This is a genomic window from Stenotrophomonas sp. SMYL86 (genome assembly GCF_036320025.1).
In the GTDB taxonomy this organism is placed as follows: domain Bacteria; phylum Pseudomonadota; class Gammaproteobacteria; order Xanthomonadales; family Xanthomonadaceae; genus Stenotrophomonas; species Stenotrophomonas maltophilia_A.
This window is the reverse complement of the sequence record NZ_JAWIRU010000003.1, coordinates 167,812-187,816: the sequence shown is the minus strand read 5'-3', so window position 1 is coordinate 187,816 and position 20,005 is coordinate 167,812. Positions and strand designations below refer to the sequence as shown.

General features: G+C 67.6%; 17 protein-coding genes. 5 read left to right on the top strand and 12 right to left on the bottom strand.

Translation table 11 applies throughout. The features are described 5' to 3' along the window. Positions 1-154: 154 nt before the first annotated feature. On the bottom strand, positions 155-949 hold the full coding sequence (locus V3B64_RS05660) for a MetQ/NlpA family ABC transporter substrate-binding protein (protein ID WP_032129055.1): 795 nt from the start codon (positions 947-949) through the stop codon (positions 155-157). Positions 950-975: 26 nt separating this feature from the next. Further along, positions 976-1,947 carry a YafY family protein gene (locus V3B64_RS05655; RefSeq protein ID WP_329913792.1) on the bottom strand — a complete coding sequence of 324 codons (972 nt, stop codon included), beginning with the start codon at positions 1,945-1,947 and terminating at the stop codon, positions 976-978. Between the two features lie 81 nt (positions 1,948-2,028). Between V3B64_RS05655 and V3B64_RS05650 the strand changes: the two genes are divergently transcribed. Together V3B64_RS05650 and V3B64_RS05645 are read left to right on the top strand one after the other, a co-directional pair. After that, on the top strand, positions 2,029-2,631 hold the full coding sequence (locus V3B64_RS05650; RefSeq protein ID WP_049399177.1) for a hypothetical protein: 603 nt from the start codon (positions 2,029-2,031) through the stop codon (positions 2,629-2,631). 107 nt (positions 2,632-2,738) lie between these two features. Beyond that, positions 2,739-3,515 (top strand): DUF481 domain-containing protein, encoded by a 777-nt coding sequence (locus V3B64_RS05645; protein ID WP_010481298.1) that lies wholly within the window; start codon positions 2,739-2,741, stop codon positions 3,513-3,515. Positions 3,516-3,652: 137 nt separating this feature from the next. On the opposite strand, the gene hemC is transcribed toward V3B64_RS05645, so the two are convergent. The 5 genes from hemC to mdoH form a co-directional block, all read right to left on the bottom strand. Beyond that, positions 3,653-4,564: a hydroxymethylbilane synthase gene (gene hemC, locus V3B64_RS05640; RefSeq protein ID WP_329913791.1), complete on the bottom strand. Its 912-nt coding sequence runs from the start codon at positions 4,562-4,564 to the stop codon at positions 3,653-3,655. 648 nt (positions 4,565-5,212) lie between these two features. Beyond that, positions 5,213-5,944: a LytTR family DNA-binding domain-containing protein gene (locus V3B64_RS05635; RefSeq protein ID WP_010481294.1), complete on the bottom strand. Its 732-nt coding sequence runs from the start codon at positions 5,942-5,944 to the stop codon at positions 5,213-5,215. A gap of 10 nt (positions 5,945-5,954) precedes the next feature. Next, entirely contained in the window at positions 5,955-6,998 is a 1,044-nt protein-coding gene (locus V3B64_RS05630; RefSeq protein WP_177179491.1) for a sensor histidine kinase, read from the bottom strand. Between the two features lie 3 nt (positions 6,999-7,001). Further along, positions 7,002-7,661: an alpha/beta hydrolase gene (locus V3B64_RS05625; RefSeq protein WP_080291776.1), complete on the bottom strand. Its 660-nt coding sequence runs from the start codon at positions 7,659-7,661 to the stop codon at positions 7,002-7,004. A 50-nt stretch (positions 7,662-7,711) separates the two neighbouring features. Then, entirely contained in the window at positions 7,712-9,637 is a 1,926-nt protein-coding gene (gene mdoH / locus V3B64_RS05620) for a glucans biosynthesis glucosyltransferase MdoH (protein ID WP_032128590.1), read from the bottom strand. A gap of 489 nt (positions 9,638-10,126) precedes the next feature. Between mdoH and V3B64_RS05615 the strand changes: the two genes are divergently transcribed. Continuing rightward, the gene (locus V3B64_RS05615; protein ID WP_201117386.1) at positions 10,127-12,172 is read left to right on the top strand and encodes a TonB-dependent receptor; all 2,046 of its coding nucleotides are present in this window, start codon (positions 10,127-10,129) and stop codon (positions 12,170-12,172) included. Positions 12,173-12,232: 60 nt separating this feature from the next. Here the strand turns inward: V3B64_RS05615 and V3B64_RS05610 are convergent, their stop codons facing one another. After that, positions 12,233-12,403: a hypothetical protein gene (locus tag V3B64_RS05610; RefSeq protein WP_329913790.1), complete on the bottom strand. Its 171-nt coding sequence runs from the start codon at positions 12,401-12,403 to the stop codon at positions 12,233-12,235. Positions 12,404-12,620: 217 nt separating this feature from the next. On the opposite strand from V3B64_RS05610, the gene V3B64_RS05605 reads away from it, so the two are divergent. Continuing rightward, on the top strand, positions 12,621-13,007 hold the full coding sequence (locus tag V3B64_RS05605) for a DUF2628 domain-containing protein (RefSeq protein WP_071227807.1): 387 nt from the start codon (positions 12,621-12,623) through the stop codon (positions 13,005-13,007). A 95-nt stretch (positions 13,008-13,102) separates the two neighbouring features. Here the strand turns inward: V3B64_RS05605 and V3B64_RS05600 are convergent, their stop codons facing one another. The 3 genes from V3B64_RS05600 to V3B64_RS05590 all read right to left on the bottom strand — a co-directional run bounded on the left by V3B64_RS05600 (position 13,103) and on the right by V3B64_RS05590 (position 17,748). Next, a complete protein-coding gene (locus V3B64_RS05600) occupies positions 13,103-15,634 on the bottom strand; it encodes a methyl-accepting chemotaxis protein (RefSeq protein ID WP_032128587.1) in 2,532 nt (843 codons plus the stop codon). Positions 15,635-15,844: 210 nt separating this feature from the next. Further along, the gene (locus V3B64_RS05595) at positions 15,845-16,738 is read right to left on the bottom strand and encodes an NAD(P)-dependent oxidoreductase (RefSeq protein ID WP_049423766.1); all 894 of its coding nucleotides are present in this window, start codon (positions 16,736-16,738) and stop codon (positions 15,845-15,847) included. A gap of 98 nt (positions 16,739-16,836) precedes the next feature. Next, positions 16,837-17,748 carry a S41 family peptidase gene (locus tag V3B64_RS05590; protein WP_329913789.1) on the bottom strand — a complete coding sequence of 304 codons (912 nt, stop codon included), beginning with the start codon at positions 17,746-17,748 and terminating at the stop codon, positions 16,837-16,839. A gap of 50 nt (positions 17,749-17,798) precedes the next feature. On the opposite strand from V3B64_RS05590, the gene V3B64_RS05585 reads away from it, so the two are divergent. Beyond that, the gene (locus V3B64_RS05585; protein WP_032128584.1) at positions 17,799-18,263 is read left to right on the top strand and encodes a MarR family transcriptional regulator; all 465 of its coding nucleotides are present in this window, start codon (positions 17,799-17,801) and stop codon (positions 18,261-18,263) included. Positions 18,264-18,268: 5 nt separating this feature from the next. Here the strand turns inward: V3B64_RS05585 and V3B64_RS05580 are convergent, their stop codons facing one another. Then, the gene (locus V3B64_RS05580) at positions 18,269-19,753 is read right to left on the bottom strand and encodes a DUF4434 domain-containing protein (protein ID WP_329893365.1); all 1,485 of its coding nucleotides are present in this window, start codon (positions 19,751-19,753) and stop codon (positions 18,269-18,271) included. Between the last annotated feature and the right edge of the window lie 252 nt (positions 19,754-20,005).

Sequence of the window (20,005 nt, the reverse complement as noted above, 5' to 3'; positions counted from 1 at the left end):
GCCCCCCCCCGCGGGGGGGGGGGGGGGCGGGATGGGGCGGCGCGGGCCGGCCCCCGCGGGGCGGGGGGCCCCCGCGGGCCCCCCCCCCCCCCCGGGGGGGGGGGGGGGGGGGGGGGCCCCCCCCCGCCCGCCACTACCACATGGCCAGCGGCCGTCAGAACGCCGGCAGCACCGCGCCCTTGTACTTGGTCTCGATGAAGGCCTTCACCTGCGGGCTGGTCAGGGCCTTGGCCAGCTTCTGCACGCGGGCGTCGTCCTTGTTGTCCGGGCGTGCGACCAGGAAGTTCACGTACGGCGAGTCCTTGCTCTCGATCGCCAGTGCATCCTTGGTCGGGTTGAGGCCCGCATCCAGTGCGTAGTTGGTGTTGATCAGGGCCAGGTCGACCTGGTCCAGCACGCGCGGCAGCATCGCCGAGTCCAGCTCGCGGAACTTCAGGTTCTTCGGGTTTGCAGTGATGTCGCGCTGGGTCGACAGCGCGTTGGTCGGATCCTTCAGCTCGATCACACCGGCCTTGTGCAGCAGGATCAGTGCACGGCTGTTGTTGCTCGGGTCGTTCGGGATCACCACGTCGGCACCTTCGCGCAGCTCGGCCAGCGACTTGATCTTGCGCGAGTACGCACCGAACGGCTCGATGTGCACGCCGATCACCTTCACCAGATCGGTCTTGCGATCGCGGTTGTAGGCATCCAGATACGGCTCGGTCTGGAAGTAGTTGGCGTCCACCTGCTTCTGCACCAGCTGGTCGTTGGGCTGCACGTAGTCGTTGAACACGCGCACGTCCAGGTCCACGCCTTCCTGCTTGAGGATGGGCTTGACCACTTCAAGGATCTCGGCATGCGGCACGGCCGTGGCGGCCACCACCAGCTTCTGCGAGGGCTCGCCGGACTTGCCGCAGGCGGTCAGGGCCAGCGCAGCGGCGAGCAGGGGCAGCAACAGGGTCTTCTTCATGGGCGGAAGGGTTCTCGGGGGGAGTGTCAGGAGTTGTCGTAGTTGCTCAGGGCGAGCTCAAGCAGCGCCTTGGCCTGTTCGCGCAGCATCACCGGTTCGACGATCTCGGCATCCGAGCCGTAGTGCAGCACGTCCATCAGCAGCTCGCGCGAGACGCTGTACGGCACCTTCAGTTCATAGCGGCCATCGGCCAGGAAGCGGCCCTGCTGCTTGGAATGCCAGTGCTCGTCGGCCACCCAGCGCGCGGCCTTGGCGCTGAACAGGATGGTCGCCCAGCCCTTCGGCGCACCGGAGAAGATGCCGTAGCTGGCCCCGAGCTGCTCGTCCAGCTCGCCGTCGGCCACGTCGCGGGCGGTGCTGTCGATCACCCGCGCCTTGTGGATGCGATCCACGGCAAAGCTGCGCAGCGCCTCGCGGTCATGGTCCCAGGCATCCAGGTACCAGTTGTCGCGATAGTGGGTCAGGCGCTGCGGCGAAACGGTGCGCTTGGTCGGCTCGTCGGTGGAACGGGCGCGGTACTCGAACGCCAGCTGGCGGCGCTCCAGCACCGCCGAAGCCACGCTGCGGAAGCTGCCTTCATCGAACTTGCGGCCACGGTGCGGAATCACCCGCACCCGGTCCACCGGCCAGCTGGAAACGCCAGCCTGGGCCGCCAGCAGGCTCTCGATGCGCTGCTGCAGCGGTGCCAGCACCGACGACAGTACGCCGCCGCCGGTCCGCGCCAGCAGGTGCTGCGAGGCCAGCAGGGCATGCAGCTCCTCCGAGCTCAGCCACAGGCCGGGCAGCTCGAAGCGGTCGCTCTCGTCGGCCTGGTAACGGAAGCCGGCTTCGCCGTCGCCCTCGATCGGTGCCATCAGCGCATCGCGCAGGAAGGCCAGATCGCGGTAGACGGTGGCACGGGAGCAACCGAGCTTGTCCTGCAGGGTCGCCACCGTCACCGGATAGCGTGCGGACTTGAGCAGACGATGCAGGGCGGTGATGCGTTCGTATCGGTCCATACCCCCGATTATGTCCGAGTCGCGGGTCTTGTGTGGGACGTTTGGGCTATCGTGGTCGCCCCCACCCCTCTGGAACACCCGATGCGCCGGTTGCCTGCCCTGTCCCTGCTGGCCTGCCTGCTGCTGGCCGCCTGTGATCGCGCGCCCGCGCCGGCCAGCACCGAAGCGCCCGTGCCTGCGGCGGATCCGGCGCAGGCGGTGCTGGGCGCCAGCCAGCGCTTCTCGGCCCTGCGCAGCTTCCACGCCGAACTGGAGGTGCTGGGCGCGCCCCAGCCGGTGCGCAGCGCCATGGACTTCGTCGCCCCCGACCGCTTCCGGGTGCAGACCCCGGCCGGTCCGCAGACGATCATCGGCGACACCATGTTCCTGCAGGCCGACGACGCGATCCGGCAGGTGCCGACCCCGCCGGGCCTGCTCGAGCAATGGCGCAACCCGCTGCCGGCCGATGCCCTGCCCGCCGATCTGCAGGCCGAAGACCTGGGCAGCCAGTCGCTGGACGGGGTCGAGACGCGTCACTACCGCCTGCGTGGCGCGCAGCCCGGCGAACGCCTGGAGTACTGGGTGGACGCGCAGGGCCTGCCGCGGCAGATCGTACGCAGCGGCAGCAGCAATGGCCGCAGCTTCCAGCTGCGCCTGCGCTATTCGCGCTTCAACGACCCGGCATTGCGCGTCGATCTGCCCTGAATAGGCGATCGCGGCAACGCCTGCTGAAGAAACCGTTTGGATCGATTCGGACCGCCATCACGCTTCCAGTATCATCACCGGCTGTCAACCGCTTCGGAGAAGCCCCGATGTCCCTACGCGTGTCCCTGCTGATCCCCCTGCTGCTGTGCGCACCGCTCGCGTATGCGCAGGATGCCTCCGAACTGGCGGCGATGTCCTCGCCGTGGAGCGGCAGTGGCGGCGAGCTCGGTTTCGCTTCGGCACGCGGCAACAGCAGCACCGAGAGCTTCAACGGCCGCCTGCGCCTGCGCTACACCGATGGCGACTGGGTGCACAGCATGGACCTGGCTGGCCTGCGCTCCAGCTCCAAGGTGATCGAGACCCGCGACGACGGCTCCACCAGCCGCCGCAACAACACCACCGCCAACCGTTACACCGGCAGTGCCGGCAGCGCGCTGCAGCTGGGCGAGCACCGCCAGCTGACGGCCACGGTGCGTACCGAGCGCGATGACTTCGCCACCTACGACCGCCAGAGCTCGTTCGGTCTGGGTTACGGCACCCGCCTGTGGAACACCGAGCGTTTCTCGTTCGACGCGCAGATCGGCCCCGGTGTGCGCCGCACCCACAGCACCGAGGACGACCGCACCCGCACCGGCATGATCGGCCGCGGCCTGTTCGACATGAAGTACTCGCTGACCGACAACACCGACCTGGTCAACACCCTGCTGGTCGAGTCGGGTTCCTACAACACCTTCGGCCAGAACGACTTCGGTGTTTCGGTGAGCATGAACGAACATCTGGCGCTGAAGGCCGGCTGGCAGGCGCGTTACAACAGTGACGTGGCCGAGGACAAGCGCAAGACCGATACGCTGACCACGATGAACGTGGTCTACAAATTCAAATAAGAAACGGGCGCCGAAGGCGCCCGTTCTTCTTTCGGTAGTGGCGGGGGGGGGGCGGGGGCGGGCGGCGGGGCGGCCCCCCCCCCCCCCCCGCCGCGGGGGGCGCCCCCCCCCCCCCCCCCGCCACTACCTGCGATGGCTCAGACGTTCAGCAGTTCGCCGGCACCGGCATCCAGCAGCATCTTCGCCATGCGCTGGCCCAGTGCTTCCGGGTCACTGGCCGGGCCGATCGCCTCGGCACGCACCGCACGGCCATCACTGGCACTGCCGACCAGGCCCTGCAGGTGCAGGTCGGTCCCCTGCCACTGCGCGATCGCCGCCACCGGCACGTGGCAGCTGCCATGCAACGCACGGTTCATCGCTCGCTCGGCTTCCACGCAGGCACGGGTTTCCCCGTCATCCAGGCCCGCGAACAGCGCCATCAGGCGCGCATTGCCACCGTCGCACTCCACCGCCACCGCGCCCTGCGCCGGGGCCGGCAGCCACTGCGGCGGTTGCAGGCGCGCGACGATGCGCGCGCCCAGGCCCAGACGCTCCAGGCCGGCCACGGCCAGCACGATGGCGTCGTAGCCACCGTTGTCGAGCTTGGCCAGGCGGGTGTTGACGTTGCCGCGCAGGTCCAGCAGTTCCAGGTCCGGGCGCAGCGCGCGCAGCTGGGCCTGGCGGCGCAGCGACGAGGTGCCAACCCGCGCACCGATCGGCAGCGCATCCAGCGAGGCGTACAGGTTGGAGACGAAACCATCGGCCGGATCGTGGCGGGTCAGCATCGCCGGCAGCGCGAAGGGTTCATCCAGTTCCATCGGCACATCCTTCAGCGAATGCACGGCGCAGTCGGCCTCACCACGCAGCATGGCCAGCTCCAGTTCCTTCAGGAACAGGCCCTTGCCACCGATGGCGGCCAGCGAGCGGTCCAGCACCTCGTCACCGCGGGTGCTCATCGGCACCAGTTCCACATGCAGGCCGGGGTGGGCCTGGCGCAGGCGATCGGCGACGTGTTCGCTCTGCCAGAGGGCGAGCGGGCTCTTGCGGGTGGCGATGCGGACGGTTTCCATCCGGTCATTATCGCGCCTATCGGCGGGATACGGCCAACGGCGGAGCCCCTCGTGGCTGGTGGGGGGTACGGTTGAAGCAACAGCCGTGCTTGGCCGGGCGGGATGGACCACGCAGGGGACGCTGCAAGTACGTCCATGTAAGCTCGGTCGCCGCATCCATGCGGCTCACGCCCCTGCGCAGCCCATCCCGCCCGACCTATGACAGTTTCCGTGTGCGCCAGCCACGGAAGATCAAAAGAAGAGCAGAGCAACAGCGGGTCGCTTCGCTCTGAGTCGAGCATGGCTCGACTCTACATTTCTCTCCCCACCCGATAACAACAATGCTTTTGCTGTCCGATGCAGTGGAGAACGAGAGGGTTGCGCCGGGGTGGGGTGGCGGGACCGTTGGCGCCATGGGCCCGAGGCATGCCTCGGGCGGGTTGGGCAGGACGCCCAACCCCGGTCTTGCCGTGTGCGCAGGATTGCGCACACGAGCAAGGCGCCATCGAGACCCCATGGATGGGTTTACGGCGTGTCCCGCCCGCCCATCCCGCCTCACCCAGCACGTAGAAACACCGAGCCATGACCCGCCGTTGCTGTTGCTGTTGCTGTTGCTGTTGCTTCAGACGTTGCTCGTAAGCAGTCGCGGCCGCAGGCCGCGCGGAACACTCACAGATGCCGCAGTTCCTGCTTCAGCGTCGCCACGCAGCGGCGGCTGACTTCCAGCGGTTGCTTGCCATGGCGCAACATCGCCTGCACCTGCCCACCCGTCCCACGACGCAGCTCCACCAGCTCATGGCGCGCCACCAGGCAGTTGCGATGGATGCGGATGAAGCGGCTGGCGAACTCTTCCTCCAGCGACTTCAACGATTCCTCGATCAGGTCTTCGCCGCGCGCGTGGTGCACCACCACGTACTTCTCTTCGGCCTGCAGGTAATGGATGTCGTCCAACGGAATCAAGCGCAGGCTGCCGCGCAGGCGCGCGCACAGCATGCTGCGCGCCTGCTGCCCGCGGTGGTCCTGTGGCTGGCCATCACGGCCGGCCAGGAACGTGCGCGCGCGCGCGATGGCCGCGGCCAGACGCTCGGCACGTACCGGCTTCATCAGGTAATCAATCGCTGCCGCCTCGAACGCCGACAGCGCATGCGCATCGTAGGCGGTGCAGAACACCACCGCCGGCCGCGGCTCGAAGCTGGCCAGGTGGCGGGCGGCTTCCAGGCCATCCAGCCCGGGCATGGCGATATCCAGCAGGACCAGGTCCGGCTGCAGCTCCGCGCACGCGTGCAGGGCCTGCTCGCCGTTGCCGGCTTCGGCCACCACATCCACGCCGTCCTGCGCGGCCAACAGGCTGCGCAGGCGCTCACGCGCCAGCGGTTCGTCATCGGCGATGACTACCCTCACGATCGCTCCCTCACTGGATCGGCACTGTCACCTGGCAGGCATAGTAGCCCTCGCTCCAGCCAGCCGTCATCCGCGCGGCGCTGCCGAAGCGCCAGGCCAGCCGATGGCCGATGCTGTGCTGGGCATGGCCGGCACCGCGCGCCAGGGCCAGCCCGGGGGCCTGCGGGTCGGGCGCCGGATTGCGCACGCAGATCTGCAGTTCATTACCCTCGCGCATCAGCTGCAACTCGATGGTGCCACCCTCGGGCAGCCGCGAGATGCCATGCAGCACGGCGTTCTCCACCAGCGGCTGCAGTACCAGGCGAGGCAGGGGAAGATCCCAGGGCAGCGGTTCGTCGCGCTGCCAGCGCACCTGCAGGCGCTCGCCCAGGCGCAGTGATTCGATCGACAGGTAGCGCTCGGCCAGCTCGCATTCGTCACGCAGGGTGGAATCACCCTCGCCTGCCCCCAGCGCGGCACGGAACAGATCGGACAGGTCCAGTACCGCACGCTCGGCCACGACCGGGTCGCGATGCAGCAGGCTGGCGATCAGGTTCATGCTGTTGAACAGGAAATGCGGGCGGATCCGCGCCTGCAGGGCATCGGCCTGTGCGCGTGCGTTGGCCTGTACCTGCGCGGCCCAGCGATCACTCACATAGAAGTAGCGCAGGGCCAAGGCTGTGATCAGCGCCGTCGTCGCCGCGCTGCCCAGCGTGAAGCGCCAGAAGCTGATGCCGCGGGCGAAGCTGTCGCCAAGCACCGCGTACAGGGCATGCACGATGCCCGCGCAGACCACCGCGATCAGCGTCGCCAGTGCGATGGCCGAGACCGCCCCCAGAACCTGTGGCAACCTCGACAACGCGTTCCGCAGCAGACACAGGCTGGCCGTTACGGCCAGCGCCAGCCACAACGCGAAACCACTGGCCGACAGCAGTTCGCCCACAGTCCAGTGGCGGCTGCCATCCGGGGCCAGGGCCAGCACCACCACCACCAGTTCGGCCAGGCCGAGCATCGCCGCCAGCCGCGGCAGGCGGCACAGTTCCGGCATCCAGGGCGGGGCGCTGGCCGGCGGCATGGGTCAGGCAGCGCCCAGGCGTTCCTGCAACCAGTCACCCAGCGCCTGGATCTCTTCGGCGCAGACCTGGTGGGCCATCGGGTAACTGTGCCATTCCACCTCCAGGCCCAGCGCCTGCAGTGCCTGCGCACTGTGTGCGGCCACCGCCTGCGGAATCACCGGATCGCTGCTGCCATGGGCCATGAACACCGGCACCTGCACGGCGCCTTCAGCGCGCTTTGCGCCGTCGGCTTCGGGCAGGTAGGTGGACAGCGCGATCAGGCCGGCCAGCGGCGCAGTGCGTGACAGCGCGGCGGTCAGGATGATCGCGCCCCCCTGCGAGAAACCGGCCAGGAAGATCTTCTCCGGCGCGATGCCACGCTCGATCTCGCGCGCGATCAGCGCATCCAGCTGCACCACCGATTCCTGCACGCCCACCATGTCGGCGCGCGAACGGAAATCCATGCCGACGATGTCGTACCAGCCGCGCATCGGCACGCCGTTGTTGATCGTGATCGGCCGCACCGGTGCATGCGGGAACACGAAGCGCAGCGCCGGCCAATGCGGACGCACCAGCTCCGGCACGATCGGCGCGAAGTCGTGGCCATCGGCACCGAGGCCGTGCAGCCAGATCACCGACCACTGCGGCGAGGCGCCGGTCTCCTGTTCCACCGTTTGCAGCATGATGCGGCTCCTTCAAGTTCGAGCCGCATTATGCCGCTGCCGCGGGACGATCAGTACAGCGGCGGTTGTTCGGCCGCTTCCCGGCGCAGCTGCGCGGCGCGTACCAGCACCGGCGGCGGGATGTTCTCCTCGGGGATATCAAGCAGGCCAAGACGGTGCAGGAAGGCGCCGGGGCCACGCGAAGACGTCAGTGCCACCACCGGTACCGCCAGCACCATGCCGATCACCACCGGCGCCATCCACGCGGCCAGCGATGGCGACACCGCCCAGGCCAGCATGCCCATGAAGGCGCCGAACACCCCCAGCCCACCGTAGCCACGGATCAGCGCCAGCCACGAAATGCCACCATCGTCACGCTGCTGCGCGTCCCAGCCCGAATCGCGGCCGGACAGCACTTCGGCCACGCCGCGCGACTGCACGTACATCACCACCGGCGCCATCAACGCGGCCAATACGGTTTCCACCAGCATCGAGACGAACGCGCGCAGGGCACCGCCACACCCGCGGCGGTCGACCGGGTCCAGCAGCATCGCCAGGTAACCCAGCACCTTGGGCAGCAACAGCACCGCCATGGTCGCCGCGAACAGGCGCACCACCTGTTCCTCGTCCTGGGCCCGCCAGTACACGCTGGGCGACAGGTGCAGCAGGGCGTTGAAATCGATGCCTTCCTGGAACAACGGGATGGCGATGCCGATCAGCATCAGCATCGCCCACATCGGCGCAGTGAAGTAATGACCGATGCCGATCAGCATGTGCATGCGGCTGATCCAGTGCAGGCCACGGCTGCCGACCACCTTGCCGTGCTGCAGGTTGCCCTGGCACCAGCGGCGGTCACGCACCAGCAGGTCGGTCAGGGTCGGCGGACCTTCTTCATAGCTGCCGCCCAGGTACGGCACCATGTGCGCGGCCCAGCCGCCACGACGCATCAGCGCCGCTTCGACGAAGTCATGACTGAGCACGTGGCCACCGAACGGCTTGCGCCCCGGCAGCGCCGGCAGCCCGGCCTGATCGGCGAAGGCGCGGGTGCGGATGATGGCATTGTGGCCCCAGTAATTGCTCTCGGCACCGTGCCACCAGGCCACGCCACGGGCGATCACCGGACCGTACACACGGCCGCCGAACTGCTGCATGCGCGCGAACAGGGTGCGCCCGCCGATCACCGACGGCAGGGTCTGGATCAGGCCGACGTCGGCGTTGTGCTCCATGCCCGCGACCAGGCGCACGATGCTGTCGCCGGTCATCAGGCTGTCGGCGTCCAGGATCAGCATCTGCGGGTAGGCGCCGCCGAAGCGGCGGACCCAGTCGGCGATGTTGCCGGCCTTGCGCCCGCTGTTGTCGCCACGGCGGCGGTAGAACAGCCGCGCCTGGCCATCGGGCACGCGCTCACGCAGTTCGGCGAACACCTGCTCCTCGGCCCGTGCGATGTCTTCGCGCCGGGTATCACTGAGCACGAAAAAGTCGAACCGGTCGAGCTGGCCGGTGGCGGCCACCGACTCGTAGATCGCCTGCAGGCCGGCCAACAGCCGGCGCGGATCTTCGTTGTAGGTCGGCATCAGCAGCGCGGTGCGGCTGTGCACCGTCGGCAGTGGCTTGTCCGGGTCGATGCCGAGGCGATACCCCCGGTCGAACACGGCAGTCAGGAAGCCGGCCACGGCGCTGGCGAAAGACAGCGCGATCCAGGCGAACAGGCCGACAAACAGCACCAGCAGGCAGGCCTCGAGCACGCTGATGCCATTGGCCGACAGCACCCGCCACATCATCCGGGTAGCGATGGCGGTCATCGCCAGCGTGCCGCCGAAGATATAGAACCGGCGCAGGCCGATCAGCCGCGGCGAGGTGCGGTGGCGGCGAACCTTCAGCTGGCCTTCGCGCAGGGTCTGCTCAGGCATCTGCAACGGCGATTCAGCCGGCAGCAGCGTCCAGCCGGCATCAAGCCGGGACGTATCTGCTTCCGCATGGATGGTCTGCACCTCCATTGCCGCCTACTCCGCGCAGTCGGCACGGCCGGCCATCCCGGCCGGGCTGCATGCACCAAGGTTCCCGGCGCGCTTTCCCGGCGCCCGCACTTGTCCTGGCTGCGTCGGCGTCACGCCACGCAGTCGCTGTCTGTCACTACCGGAACCCACACGATCTCCAACGGGGCGGAATCGAAAATGCGGCTCAGTCTAGGGCGCCGGATGTAAGCCGAGTGCGAAGGTCTACGCCGGGATTTATCCCCATTCAGCAAACAGCAGGCGAGTGCCGGGGCAGGGGAACGGATGTCACTTGGTCGCCCCAGGTACTGGATCGTAACAAACGCGAACGGTTATCATTTCATTAACCAGGCAGGTCACCGTCTTCCGCACGGCCGAGACCCACCCAGCTGCGCCGGTTCCAACCCAGCGCCCAACGACCCATGGAAGGGGGCTGCCTGCTGCGTGCGCCTGCTGCTTCCACCGGGTCCCCCTCCTCCGATGGAAGCCGTCATGTCCCTGTCGTTCCGTACCCCTTCCGCGCGCCTGCCGCGCACCCGCCTGGCCTGCGCTCTGGCCACCGCCTGCCTGCTGGCCCTGCCCGGCCTGGCCGCCGCAGAGGCCAGCGCCGATGCCTCCACCAAGGATCTGGATACCGTGGTGGTCACCGCCTCGGGCAACCAGCAATGGATCAAGGATGCACCGGCCAGCATCAGCGTGATCAGCCGCGAGGACATCGAGCGCCAGCCCGTGCACGACCTGGCCACCCTGCTCAGCCGCGTGCCGGGCGTGACCGGTGGCCTCAGCGCGGTCGGCGAGCAGTCCAAGATCAAGCTGCGTGGCATGCCGTCCAATTACACGCTGGTGCTGGTGGACGGCAAGCGCATGGGCAGCTCGGCCTCGACCAACTACCGGCCCGACCTCGGCCGCCAGGATCTGAACTGGATCTCGCCCGACCAGATCGAACGCATCGAGGTGGTGCGCGGACCAATGTCGTCGCTGTACGGCTCCGACGCCATGGGCGGCGTGATCAACATCATCACCAAGCGCATCGGCGATGACTGGAACGGCAGCGCCACCCACAGCTATACCCGCCCGGGTGATGGCAAGCGCGGTGATACCCAGCAGATCGGTGCGACGTTCTCCGGCCCGCTCGGCGAGCGCTTCGGCCTGCGCATCGGTGCCAACAGCATGCGCCGCGACTCGGACCGCTCCAACGGTGGTGTCTATGGCAATGCCTACGCCGGCGAGAAGGACCGCAATGTCGACGCGCTGCTGCAGTGGAAGCTCAGCGATGCGCAGGAACTGTCGCTGGAAGCCGGCCACGGCGTGCAGCAGGCCTTCATCGACGCATCGCTGGAAAAGCAGGACGAAGGCGCCTGGGGTGCCAGCGAACTCAAGCGCAGCTCGCTGGCACTCAACCACGATGGCAAGTGGAGCTTCGGCAACTCGAAGCTCAGCGCGTACTGGACCGAGTACAAGAACGACATCGGTGCCACCGGCCGCTCCGAGGCCACCGATACCATCATCGAAGGCAGCCTGACCACGCCGTTCACCCTGGGCGTTGAACACCAGTTCGCCGTCGGTGGCCAGTGGAAGCGCCAGGAACTGACCAATACCGATACCATCGGCCGCGCGCCGATCGACTATGCCGGCAATGCCGTCAGCGGCTCCAACCTGGAAGTGGATACCTGGGCATTGTTTGTCGAGGACGAACTGAAGCTGCACCGCACGCTGGCGCTGACCGTGGGCGCACGCCTGGATCATCATGAGAAGTTCGGCAGCCACGTCAGCCCCCGCGCCTACCTGGTCTGGCACCCGGCCGAACAGTGGACGATACGCGGTGGTGTTTCCAAGGGCTTCCGCGCGCCCAGCCTGACCGAGAACTCGCCCAGCGCGGCCACCCAGTCCGGCGGCCGCGGCTGCACCTCGCTGATCCCGCTGGGCTATACCCGCGGTGGCTGCTACATGGCCGGCAACCCGGACCTGGACCCTGAAACCAGCACCAACCGAGAGATCGGCATCAGCTTCGACAATGACCTGTTCGATGCCGGCCTGACCTACTTCCATACCGACTTCAAGAACAAGATCGAGTACGCGCCCCTGGGCAAGTTCAACGGCATCTGGTGGACGCGCATGAGCAACGTGCAGCGCGCGCGCACCAGTGGCATGGAAGGCAACTTCAATGTCCGCTTCGGCGAGCAGTGGCGCTGGCGCACTTCGGCCACCTGGATGAAGGAAGCCAAGAACCTGACCACCGGCAGGAACCTGATCGATACGCCGGAGTTTTCCGGCTATTCGTCGCTGGACTGGACACCCAACACGGTGTTTTCCAGCAGCCTGTCGGCGCAGTACACCGGCAAGCAGACCGGTACCGCCACGACCTTCCTCAAGGCCTACACCCTGTATGACCTGACCGCAGCCTGGAACGTCAACGAGGTACTGACCCTGCGCGGCGGTGTCAGCAACCTGGCCGACAAGAAGCTGTATGCCGAAGGCTCCACCGACTACTTCGTGGCCGGGCGCAGCTACTTCATGAGCATGACCGCGCGGTTCTGACCGGCGGCGCGCGCCGCGATCGCGCTGGCAGCACGCCAGCGCGATCGGCGGTGTTGCGGATTACTCGCTTTCCAGCGCGGCCGCGGCCGCGTTCTGCGTAGCGGCCGTGCGTGCACGGTCCATCGCTAGCGCCAGTTGCTGGCGTGCGAGCAGTTGTTGTGCCTGCACCACTTCAGGTGTCGGCAGGAGCACCGGTCCCGGTGCGTTTTCCGGTATAGCAGGTGTGGTCATGCAACCTCCATGGACATCCCGCCGCCGCCCGGGTTCAGCTGGGGCGGCAGCGGAACTGCGCACCCTATCCTAAAAACAAGGCGGATGGGTGACGGTGCGGCGCCCCGCCGCAGGCCTGCACATGCCGGGCGCGTCACATTTTTGACGGTTGAGGGTAGTTTCCTGAACCGTAGGCCTCGTATCATGTAACCGTTTTCCTACAAGGACGTAATCGTCAATGAACGCCGTCGACCTCTCCCGCTTCAGCCCGAAGTGGCAGTTCCGCTTCAATTTCTTCCAGCAGCACGGCGCTCCGAAGGAGCCGCGCTTCAAGGAAGCCTGGAAGGCGCTGTCCTTCGGCGACCGCCTCAAGATCAACATCAACTTCTTCGCCTTCTTCTTCGGCTTCATCTACCTGTTCATTCTGGGCATGTGGCGCAAGGCGCTGGTGGTGATCGGCATCGGCCTCGTGCTGGGCATCGTGTCCCTGTTCCTGCCGGACATCATCGCGCGCCCGCTGTTCATCGCCATGAACTTCCTGGTTGCCGCCAGCACCAACTACAGCTACTACCTGGAGCAGGTGAAGGGCAAAGCCAGCTGGAATCCCTTCGAAGGCATGTTCTGACGCGATGCTGCCGCCGCACTCCGGCCTGGCATAGCATCAAGCAGACATGAAGACGCCCGGCCTTGGCCGGGCGTCTTCATGTGCGCGCAACAGGATCAGGCCGCGCGGCGGACCGTAGCCACCGGCTCGGCCTGCAGGCGGAAGCGCGAGACCGCCACCGCCAGCTGCTCGGCCTGTTCTTCCATCGCACGCGCGGCGGCACTGGCCTCTTCCACCAGTGCGGCGTTCTGCTGGGTGGTCTCGTCCATCTGCACCACGGTCTGGTTGACCTGCTCGATGCCCGCCGACTGCTCGCGCGAGGCTGCCGAGATCTCGGCCATGATCTCGTTCACTCGGCCGACCTGGCCGACGATTTCCTGCATGGTGCGGCCCGCGCCGTGCACCAGCTGTGCACCGGCGCCGACCTGCGCCACCGAAGCGTCGATCAGCTCCTTGATCTCCTTGGCCGCACCTGCCGAGCGCTGGGCCAGCGCGCGCACTTCGCTGGCGACCACGGCGAATCCGCGGCCCTGTTCGCCGGCACGCGCCGCTTCCACCGCCGCGTTCAACGCCAGGATGTTGGTCTGGAACGCGATGCCATCGATTACCGAAATGATCTCGGCAATGCGCTGCGAGGAGGCCTCGATCTGTTCCATGGTCTGCACCACCTGGCTGACCACCTGCCCGCCTTCGCTGGCCACGCCCGCTGCGGAGCCGGCCAGGGTGTTGGCCTGCAGCGCGTGGTCGGCATTCTGGCGCACCGTGGAGGTCAGCTCTTCCATCGAGGCCGCGGTCTCTTCCAGGTTCGCCGCCTGCTGCTCGGTGCGGCGCGACAGGTCACTGTTGCCGGCGGCAATCTCACCCGCCGCCAGGCGGATGCTGGCCGCCGACTGCTGGATCTGGCCAACGATCTGGGTCAGCTGCTGCACGGTGCTGTTGGCATCGTCGCGCATCACCGCGAACACGCCGTGGAAGTCGCCCTGCATGCGCGCGCTGAGGTCGCCTGCGGCAATCGCGCGCAGCAGCGTCGACAGCTCGGCCAGGTTGTGGTCGCTGACCTGCATCATGGTGTTGAGGGTTTCCACCATGCGGCGGAAGTCGTGGTCGAAGCGCAGCGTGTCGCCGCGCACCGCGAAATCGCCGGCCGCTGCGGCGGCGGCCAGCTGCTGGATCTGATCGTTGATCGCCGCCAGGTTGCTCTTGGTGGTGGCCATTGCAGCGGTGAACACCGCCTTCTCGCCCGGCAGCGCTTCCATGTCCACGCTCAGGTCACCCACCGCATAGCGTTGCATCACGTCGACCAGGCGCTGGGTGACGGCGTTGCTGGAGGCCACCAGCTGGTTGCTGTCAGCGACCATCCGGCCGTACTCACCCGGGAACGCCGAGGCGTCCATGCGGTAGCTGATTTCACCGGCGTCATGGCGACGCGCCATTTCCGCCTGCGCCGCCATCACCGACTGCAGCTGCCCCCGCATGCCCTGCATCGCGTCCAGCAGGCGGCCCACTTCGTCGTTGCTGCGTGCCGGCAGGGTGCTGTCCAGCTTGCCCGCGGCGACGTCGCCGGCCACGCGCACGGCTTCGGCCAGTGGGCGGATCGCCAACCGGCGCAGCAGCACATAGACACCGGCACTCAGCGTCAGCGCGGCCACCACACCAACCAGCAGGGTCAGCCACAGCAGCTGGCGCGCCTCGGCCACGATCACCGCGTGCGGCATCACCACACCCAGTGCAAAGCGCTGCGGCGCATCGCCCACACGCAGCGGCACGTATACGCGCACGTTGCCGGCGGCATCCGGAGTGAAGGCTTCGAACCGGCGGTCGGCGGCGATGTCTGCCAGCATGCTGCGGGTCAATGCGTCGCCACGCGGCTTGCCGATTTCGGCGGCATTGGCCGAGGCCAGCACCACGCCATTGGGCGAGAGCAGTTCGACGCGCCCGGCGCCCATCGGCTTCAGCGTGGCCAGGTGCTTCTGCAGCGCCGCCAGCGAGAAGTCCACAGTGAATACACCGAGGAACCGGCCGTTTTCGATGATCGGCGTGCTCAGCGTGCTCATCAGCACCTGCTGGCCACCGATGTCGTAGGCGTAGGGCTCGCTTACCTTCGCCAGCTTGTCGCGGCTGGGCACCATGTACCAGTCACCGGAGCCACTGGCCGTCTCGGTGTAGTCGGTCATCGTCGACTGCTGCGGCTTGCCGTCGTGCCAGGCCCAGTAGCTCATGTAACGACCGGTGGCATCGTGCGCTTCGGTGTTGACGAACTCGGCATCCTTGCCATCGAAGGCGTCGGCCTCCCACATGGTGCTCTTGCCCAGCCACTCGGGGTGGGTGCGCAGCTGCTCGCCCAGCACGGCAGCCAGGCTGGCACGGTCCGGAACATCGCCGCGCGCGCGCTGGGCGAGCACGGCCTCGACCATGGCGTCGTTGCTGGCAAAGGCGGTGCCCAGATCGGCCGCGACCTGGCGGGCTTCGGCGGTGGCTTCGCTGGCCATGGTCTGGCGCGAGGCGTCGATCAGGCTGGCGCTGGCCTGGCGGTAGATCAGGAACGCAGTCAGGCCGAAGCACAGCAGCGCGATCGCAGCGGTGCCCAGCATCAGCTTGTGGGCGATGCTGCCCGGGCGGCGGGCAGCGGCGGAACGGGGAGAAGGCATGGAAGGGTCCGCAAGGCAGTTCAGGACGACCGGCACCGCGAGGGCACCGCGCAGGTGCGCGATCCGTCGCGCAGGCCACCGGCCGCCGGGACACGCCCGGCGCTGGAAGCGCACCGGGTTAGCGGCCGCCTGCGAACGAGGTTGAGGCGGTCCATCTGCACATTCCTGAACCTGCTCAGGGTCGGGTCAGGAACCCGCCCTGCTGCCGCCCTATTCGGCCACGCGGTCCTTGATCCATTCGGCCCGCGGCAGCACCTCGATGCTGCCAACCGCGTACTGCTGCAGCACGTCGTCCGGGCCGAAGCGCGGCTGCCAGCCCAATGTGCGGCGCATCAGTGCACTGTCGTAGACGCGGTCAATGCTCAGCGGCAGCGGCCAGCCACGGCGCTCGAACTCGGCCAGCAACTGCGGGGCGCGGCGGGCCAGCACCCTGCGCGGCTGGGTCGCCAGTTCCAGGCAATCCTCGCGCAGGAACGGCGTCGGTGCGCAGGCAATGTAGCGTGCGAAGGCAGCGCCCTCATCGTGCAGCAGCGCGGCATGTGCGCTGGCCACGTCGCGCGCGTCGATGCCGCGGTGCAGGCGGAACATCGCCATCCGCTCCGGTGGCTCGGGGAAACAGCGGGCCATGCGCAGCACGCGCACGCTGAAGCCCGGCGCCGCAGCGGCTTCAGCCAACGCCTCGGCCTGCAGCTTGCTGCGATGATAGATGGTGCGTGGCAGCGGCTCGGTATCTTCATCGATCCAGCGGCAACCGCCCGCCACCACCGCATGGCCATACAGCGCCGTGGTGCTGGTCAGCACGAAGCGGCGTGCACCGGCCTCGCGGGCAGCCTGCAACAGGTGTGCGGTCGCCTCCACATTGATCTGCTGGAATACCGCATCCGGCACCAGGCCGACATGGGGTGCGTGCAGGGCGGCGGTATGGATCACCGCGTCGACGCCCTGCACTGCCCGCATCACGGCCTGACGATCGGTGACATCGGCAATGATGCGGGTGGTGGCGAATGGGCTGCGATCCAGCCCCACCACTTCGTGGGCCGCCGCCAGCGCGCCGAAGATCGCACGCCCGATCCGCCCGGAACTGCCGGTCAACAGAATCTTCATTGAGTCCATTCACTCGAAGCGCCCGGGAACTACCGGGATGCATCGATTCTAGGCACGCTGCATGTCGTCTGCGATAGGGCGTGGTTGCAATTGTGCGTTCATTCTGGCGATACCGATTGGGCCAGCAGCTGGCGGGCGACGAACAGCGGATCGTCACCGCCTGCTGCATCAGGCGTGACGCCGGTGCGTTCCCAGTTGGTTCCGGTACGGAGGTTGATCGGCTGCCGGTCGGGAATGCTGATCTGATAGCCATCCGGCAGCAGCACAGGATCATCGAACATATGTGCCGCGCCGCCACTTCGACTACCAACGACACGTGCCCGCCCCTGCGCCTGCAGCGAGTACGCGACGAATTCGGCGGCCGACCCGGTGCGGCGGTCGATCAGCACCACCAGCGGCTTCAGGTACAGCCCCAGGCTCGCCGGTGGCAACGGTACCGGACTGCGCTGGCCACGGCGTTGCAGTGACTGCACCTGGGTGATCTCCGGCGCCAGCAGGGCCCGCACCAGCAGGTCCGCACTGCCGTCATCGCCACCACCGTTCTGGCGCAGGTCCAGCACCAGGCCATCGGTGTCGGCCAGCAGGGTGAAGGCAGCAGCCAGCTTCGGCCGGGCCAGATCGAGCGGATAGAAGGTGCTCAGGCGCAGGTAACCGATGTTGCCTTCCAGCACCCGCACCTCGCGCACGCCCGCACCATTGCTGCGCGCATCCGCGCGCCAGGCCATCAGCCAGTCGTCCTGGCCGGCGCGGGCATCCACCCGCTCGACATGGAAGTGGCCATCGAACACGTCCAGATCCTGGTTCAAGCGTGCGCTGAACGCCTTGGGGTCCGCGCAGCTGTCCACATAGCGCTGCTGGGTGGACCAGCCGCGCACGGCCTCGGCAATGTGCGCGCCTTCGGCCACGTCCAGGTACTGCGCCTGTATCGCCGTGGCCGCCGCCTGCAGCACCGCGTCCTGGGCCGGGCAGGACGCCGCCAGCAGCGCGCCCAGGATCCACGAAACCGCCATGACCGCACCCCATGTTGATGATATGTAAGCGCTTATATATCATCGCCACCATGGATCTCCAACATGCCACCCTGGGAACACTGCTGCGGGCCCTGCTCGACCAGCTGGACCCGGCGGTCGAGCAGGCCTACCGCGACCTGAAACTGGACTACCGGCCGCGCTACACCCCGGTGCTGCGCACGCTGATGGCGCAGGGACCCTGCCGCATCAAGGATCTCGCACTGGCCTGCGGGCTCAGCCATTCGGCGCTCAGCCAGACGGTTTCAGCTATGGTGCGCGACGGCTGGCTGCACGCTGCGGTCGGTGAAGACAGCCGCGAGCGCATCCTGCAGCTGAGCCCGCGCGCGTTGCAGGCGTTGCCGGCGCTGCAGGCGCAGTGGCAGGCCACGGCACGCGCGGCGCGCAGCCTCGATGCCGATCTTGGACAGTCATTGGAGCAGGTGCTGCGCGACGCACTGCAGGCACTTGAACAGCGGCCGTTCGCGCAGCGACTGCGCGGCACGCCCCAACGCTGAGGCGCTTACTGCTCGGCCGCCATCTCGATTTCGCTGAGGAACGTCCAGCTGCCATTGGCCAACCGCAGCTCCAGCGTGCGGCACTGCGCGGCCAGCGGCGCGGCGTTGCCCAGCACGTATTCCTCTTCGGTCGAACCGCTCAGTCCGGCCTGGGTGAATGGCGCCGACAGCACACCGATCTTCACCGCAGCGGCGCCCGGCTCGGCACACATCACCTCCACAGCTGTCGGCGTGACGATGCCCCACGCCGGGCGGGTCATCGTATGCAGGCCGATCCAGTCCACCCGCCGGCGCTGGCCCAGGTCGATGGTGATGCTGGCGTTGCCATGCACGCCTACCCAGCCTGCATCCATCGGGTTGCGCGGATCCCCCACCCGACGATCGAACAGTTCATGCCCGGTGCTGTCGGGATAGTTCGCATCCGGCGTCACGCTGTAGCTGTAGGTGGTCTGCACCGGATCGACGAGGTAGGACGCGCCGAGCCCATACAGCCCGCGATAGGTGTTCATCATCCGCGACGATTCGGCATAGCCCTGGCCGGGGCCGACCACCTCGGACATGTGGTACTGGTTGAGCCAGGCAACGCGCTTGCCGGCCGAACGCGCGCTCCACAACTGCTGGTTGATACGCTGCACCGACGCGGAGCGATAGGCACCGGACAATCCGTTGCCGGTTTCCAGGAACAAGGGACTGCCATGGTTGAACAGTTCGATGTCGGCCCACAGGCCGCTGGCCCCCAGCGCCGCCGACAGCGCCTCGTAATACGCCTCGGTGGAATGACCCGGGCGATCCCACTGGAACAGGCGTGCATGCGAGGCGGCGCCGATGCCGTCCTGCCAGATCTGCACATCCACGCCGGTGGCCGTACGGAACTGTGCAGCAGCCCGGCCCACGCTGGCCGGATCCACGCTGGATGACGCCAGGTAGGGGGCCACCATCACCGGCTGCGAGGGTGTACTGCCTTTGAGCGCCGTCACGATCGCACGGTAGAACGGCGCGCGATCAGCCGGCACCTGTGCTGGCTCGTCGGTGATGTACCAGCCAGCGAACGCCGGATGCGATCCGTACTGTTGGCCCAGCTGGGCCAGCGACTGCGCCGCATCCTGTGCCACGGCCGTTGCGTTCTGCCCCTGCCAGAAGGTGGCGCACTGCCCCGAGCTGTAGGTGGTGCCGACCACGACCTTCATGCCGCGCGCGGCCGCCGCATCGAGCACGGTGCCGAGCTTGCCGGGAAAGCCGGCAATCCATTCGAAATCCTGCACGCCGCTGGCGCAGCCGACGCCGGCACGGGTGGCACGCACCTGACCGAGGATGATCGTGTCGTTGCCCAGGTCCTGCAGTTCATCCAGGAACAGCGGCAACTGCGCAGCCGGCAGTTGTTCGTCGCTGCCCGAGTAGCCAACGTGGACGAAGCTGCCGGACAACAGAGGGCTGGCTGCGTGGACGGGAGCGGTACAGGCCAGCACTGCGATCAATCCAACCCTGTTCATGTTCTACGTCCCTGTCGTGGCCAGGCGAGTGGCGTTGTTGCGCATCCTATCAACAGCAACGGTGGCCCCATCATGATCACCGGTGGATGCACGTGTGCTTCTACGCAACACTCCATCCTCACTGTCTTCCTGCGGCCCTGCTGCCGCAGTTGAGCGAGATCGCCGCAGCGAAGGCAGCGCCCGCCTGAATGGCTGCCTGATCAGCCCCGTGCGCAGGGCGCGTGAAAACCGGGGCGAAGATGGCGACCTGGA

Excerpts from the sequence above, each read along its gene's own strand:
- V3B64_RS05610 (WP_329913790.1), bottom strand. The coding sequence starts at position 12,403 with ATGACCACACCTGCTATACCGGAAAACGCACCGGGACCGGTGCTCCTG.
- V3B64_RS05600 (WP_032128587.1), bottom strand. The coding sequence starts at position 15,634 with ATGCCTTCTCCCCGTTCCGCCGCTGCCCGCCGCCCGGGCAGCATCGCC.
- V3B64_RS05630 (WP_177179491.1), bottom strand. The coding sequence starts at position 6,998 with ATGCCGCCGGCCAGCGCCCCGCCCTGGATGCCGGAACTGTGCCGCCTG.
- mdoH (WP_032128590.1), bottom strand. The coding sequence starts at position 9,637 with ATGGAGGTGCAGACCATCCATGCGGAAGCAGATACGTCCCGGCTTGAT.
- V3B64_RS05655 (WP_329913792.1), bottom strand. The coding sequence starts at position 1,947 with ATGGACCGATACGAACGCATCACCGCCCTGCATCGTCTGCTCAAGTCC.
- V3B64_RS05585 (WP_032128584.1), top strand. The coding sequence starts at position 17,799 with ATGGATCTCCAACATGCCACCCTGGGAACACTGCTGCGGGCCCTGCTC.
- V3B64_RS05660 (WP_032129055.1), bottom strand. The coding sequence starts at position 949 with ATGAAGAAGACCCTGTTGCTGCCCCTGCTCGCCGCTGCGCTGGCCCTG.
- V3B64_RS05625 (WP_080291776.1), bottom strand. The coding sequence starts at position 7,661 with ATGCTGCAAACGGTGGAACAGGAGACCGGCGCCTCGCCGCAGTGGTCG.
- V3B64_RS05645 (WP_010481298.1), top strand. The coding sequence starts at position 2,739 with ATGTCCCTACGCGTGTCCCTGCTGATCCCCCTGCTGCTGTGCGCACCG.
- V3B64_RS05580 (WP_329893365.1), bottom strand. The coding sequence starts at position 19,753 with ATGAACAGGGTTGGATTGATCGCAGTGCTGGCCTGTACCGCTCCCGTC.
- V3B64_RS05650 (WP_049399177.1), top strand. The coding sequence starts at position 2,029 with ATGCGCCGGTTGCCTGCCCTGTCCCTGCTGGCCTGCCTGCTGCTGGCC.
- V3B64_RS05590 (WP_329913789.1), bottom strand. The coding sequence starts at position 17,748 with ATGGCGGTTTCGTGGATCCTGGGCGCGCTGCTGGCGGCGTCCTGCCCG.
- V3B64_RS05595 (WP_049423766.1), bottom strand. The coding sequence starts at position 16,738 with ATGAAGATTCTGTTGACCGGCAGTTCCGGGCGGATCGGGCGTGCGATC.
- V3B64_RS05605 (WP_071227807.1), top strand. The coding sequence starts at position 12,621 with ATGAACGCCGTCGACCTCTCCCGCTTCAGCCCGAAGTGGCAGTTCCGC.
- V3B64_RS05615 (WP_201117386.1), top strand. The coding sequence starts at position 10,127 with ATGTCCCTGTCGTTCCGTACCCCTTCCGCGCGCCTGCCGCGCACCCGC.
- hemC (WP_329913791.1), bottom strand. The coding sequence starts at position 4,564 with ATGGAAACCGTCCGCATCGCCACCCGCAAGAGCCCGCTCGCCCTCTGG.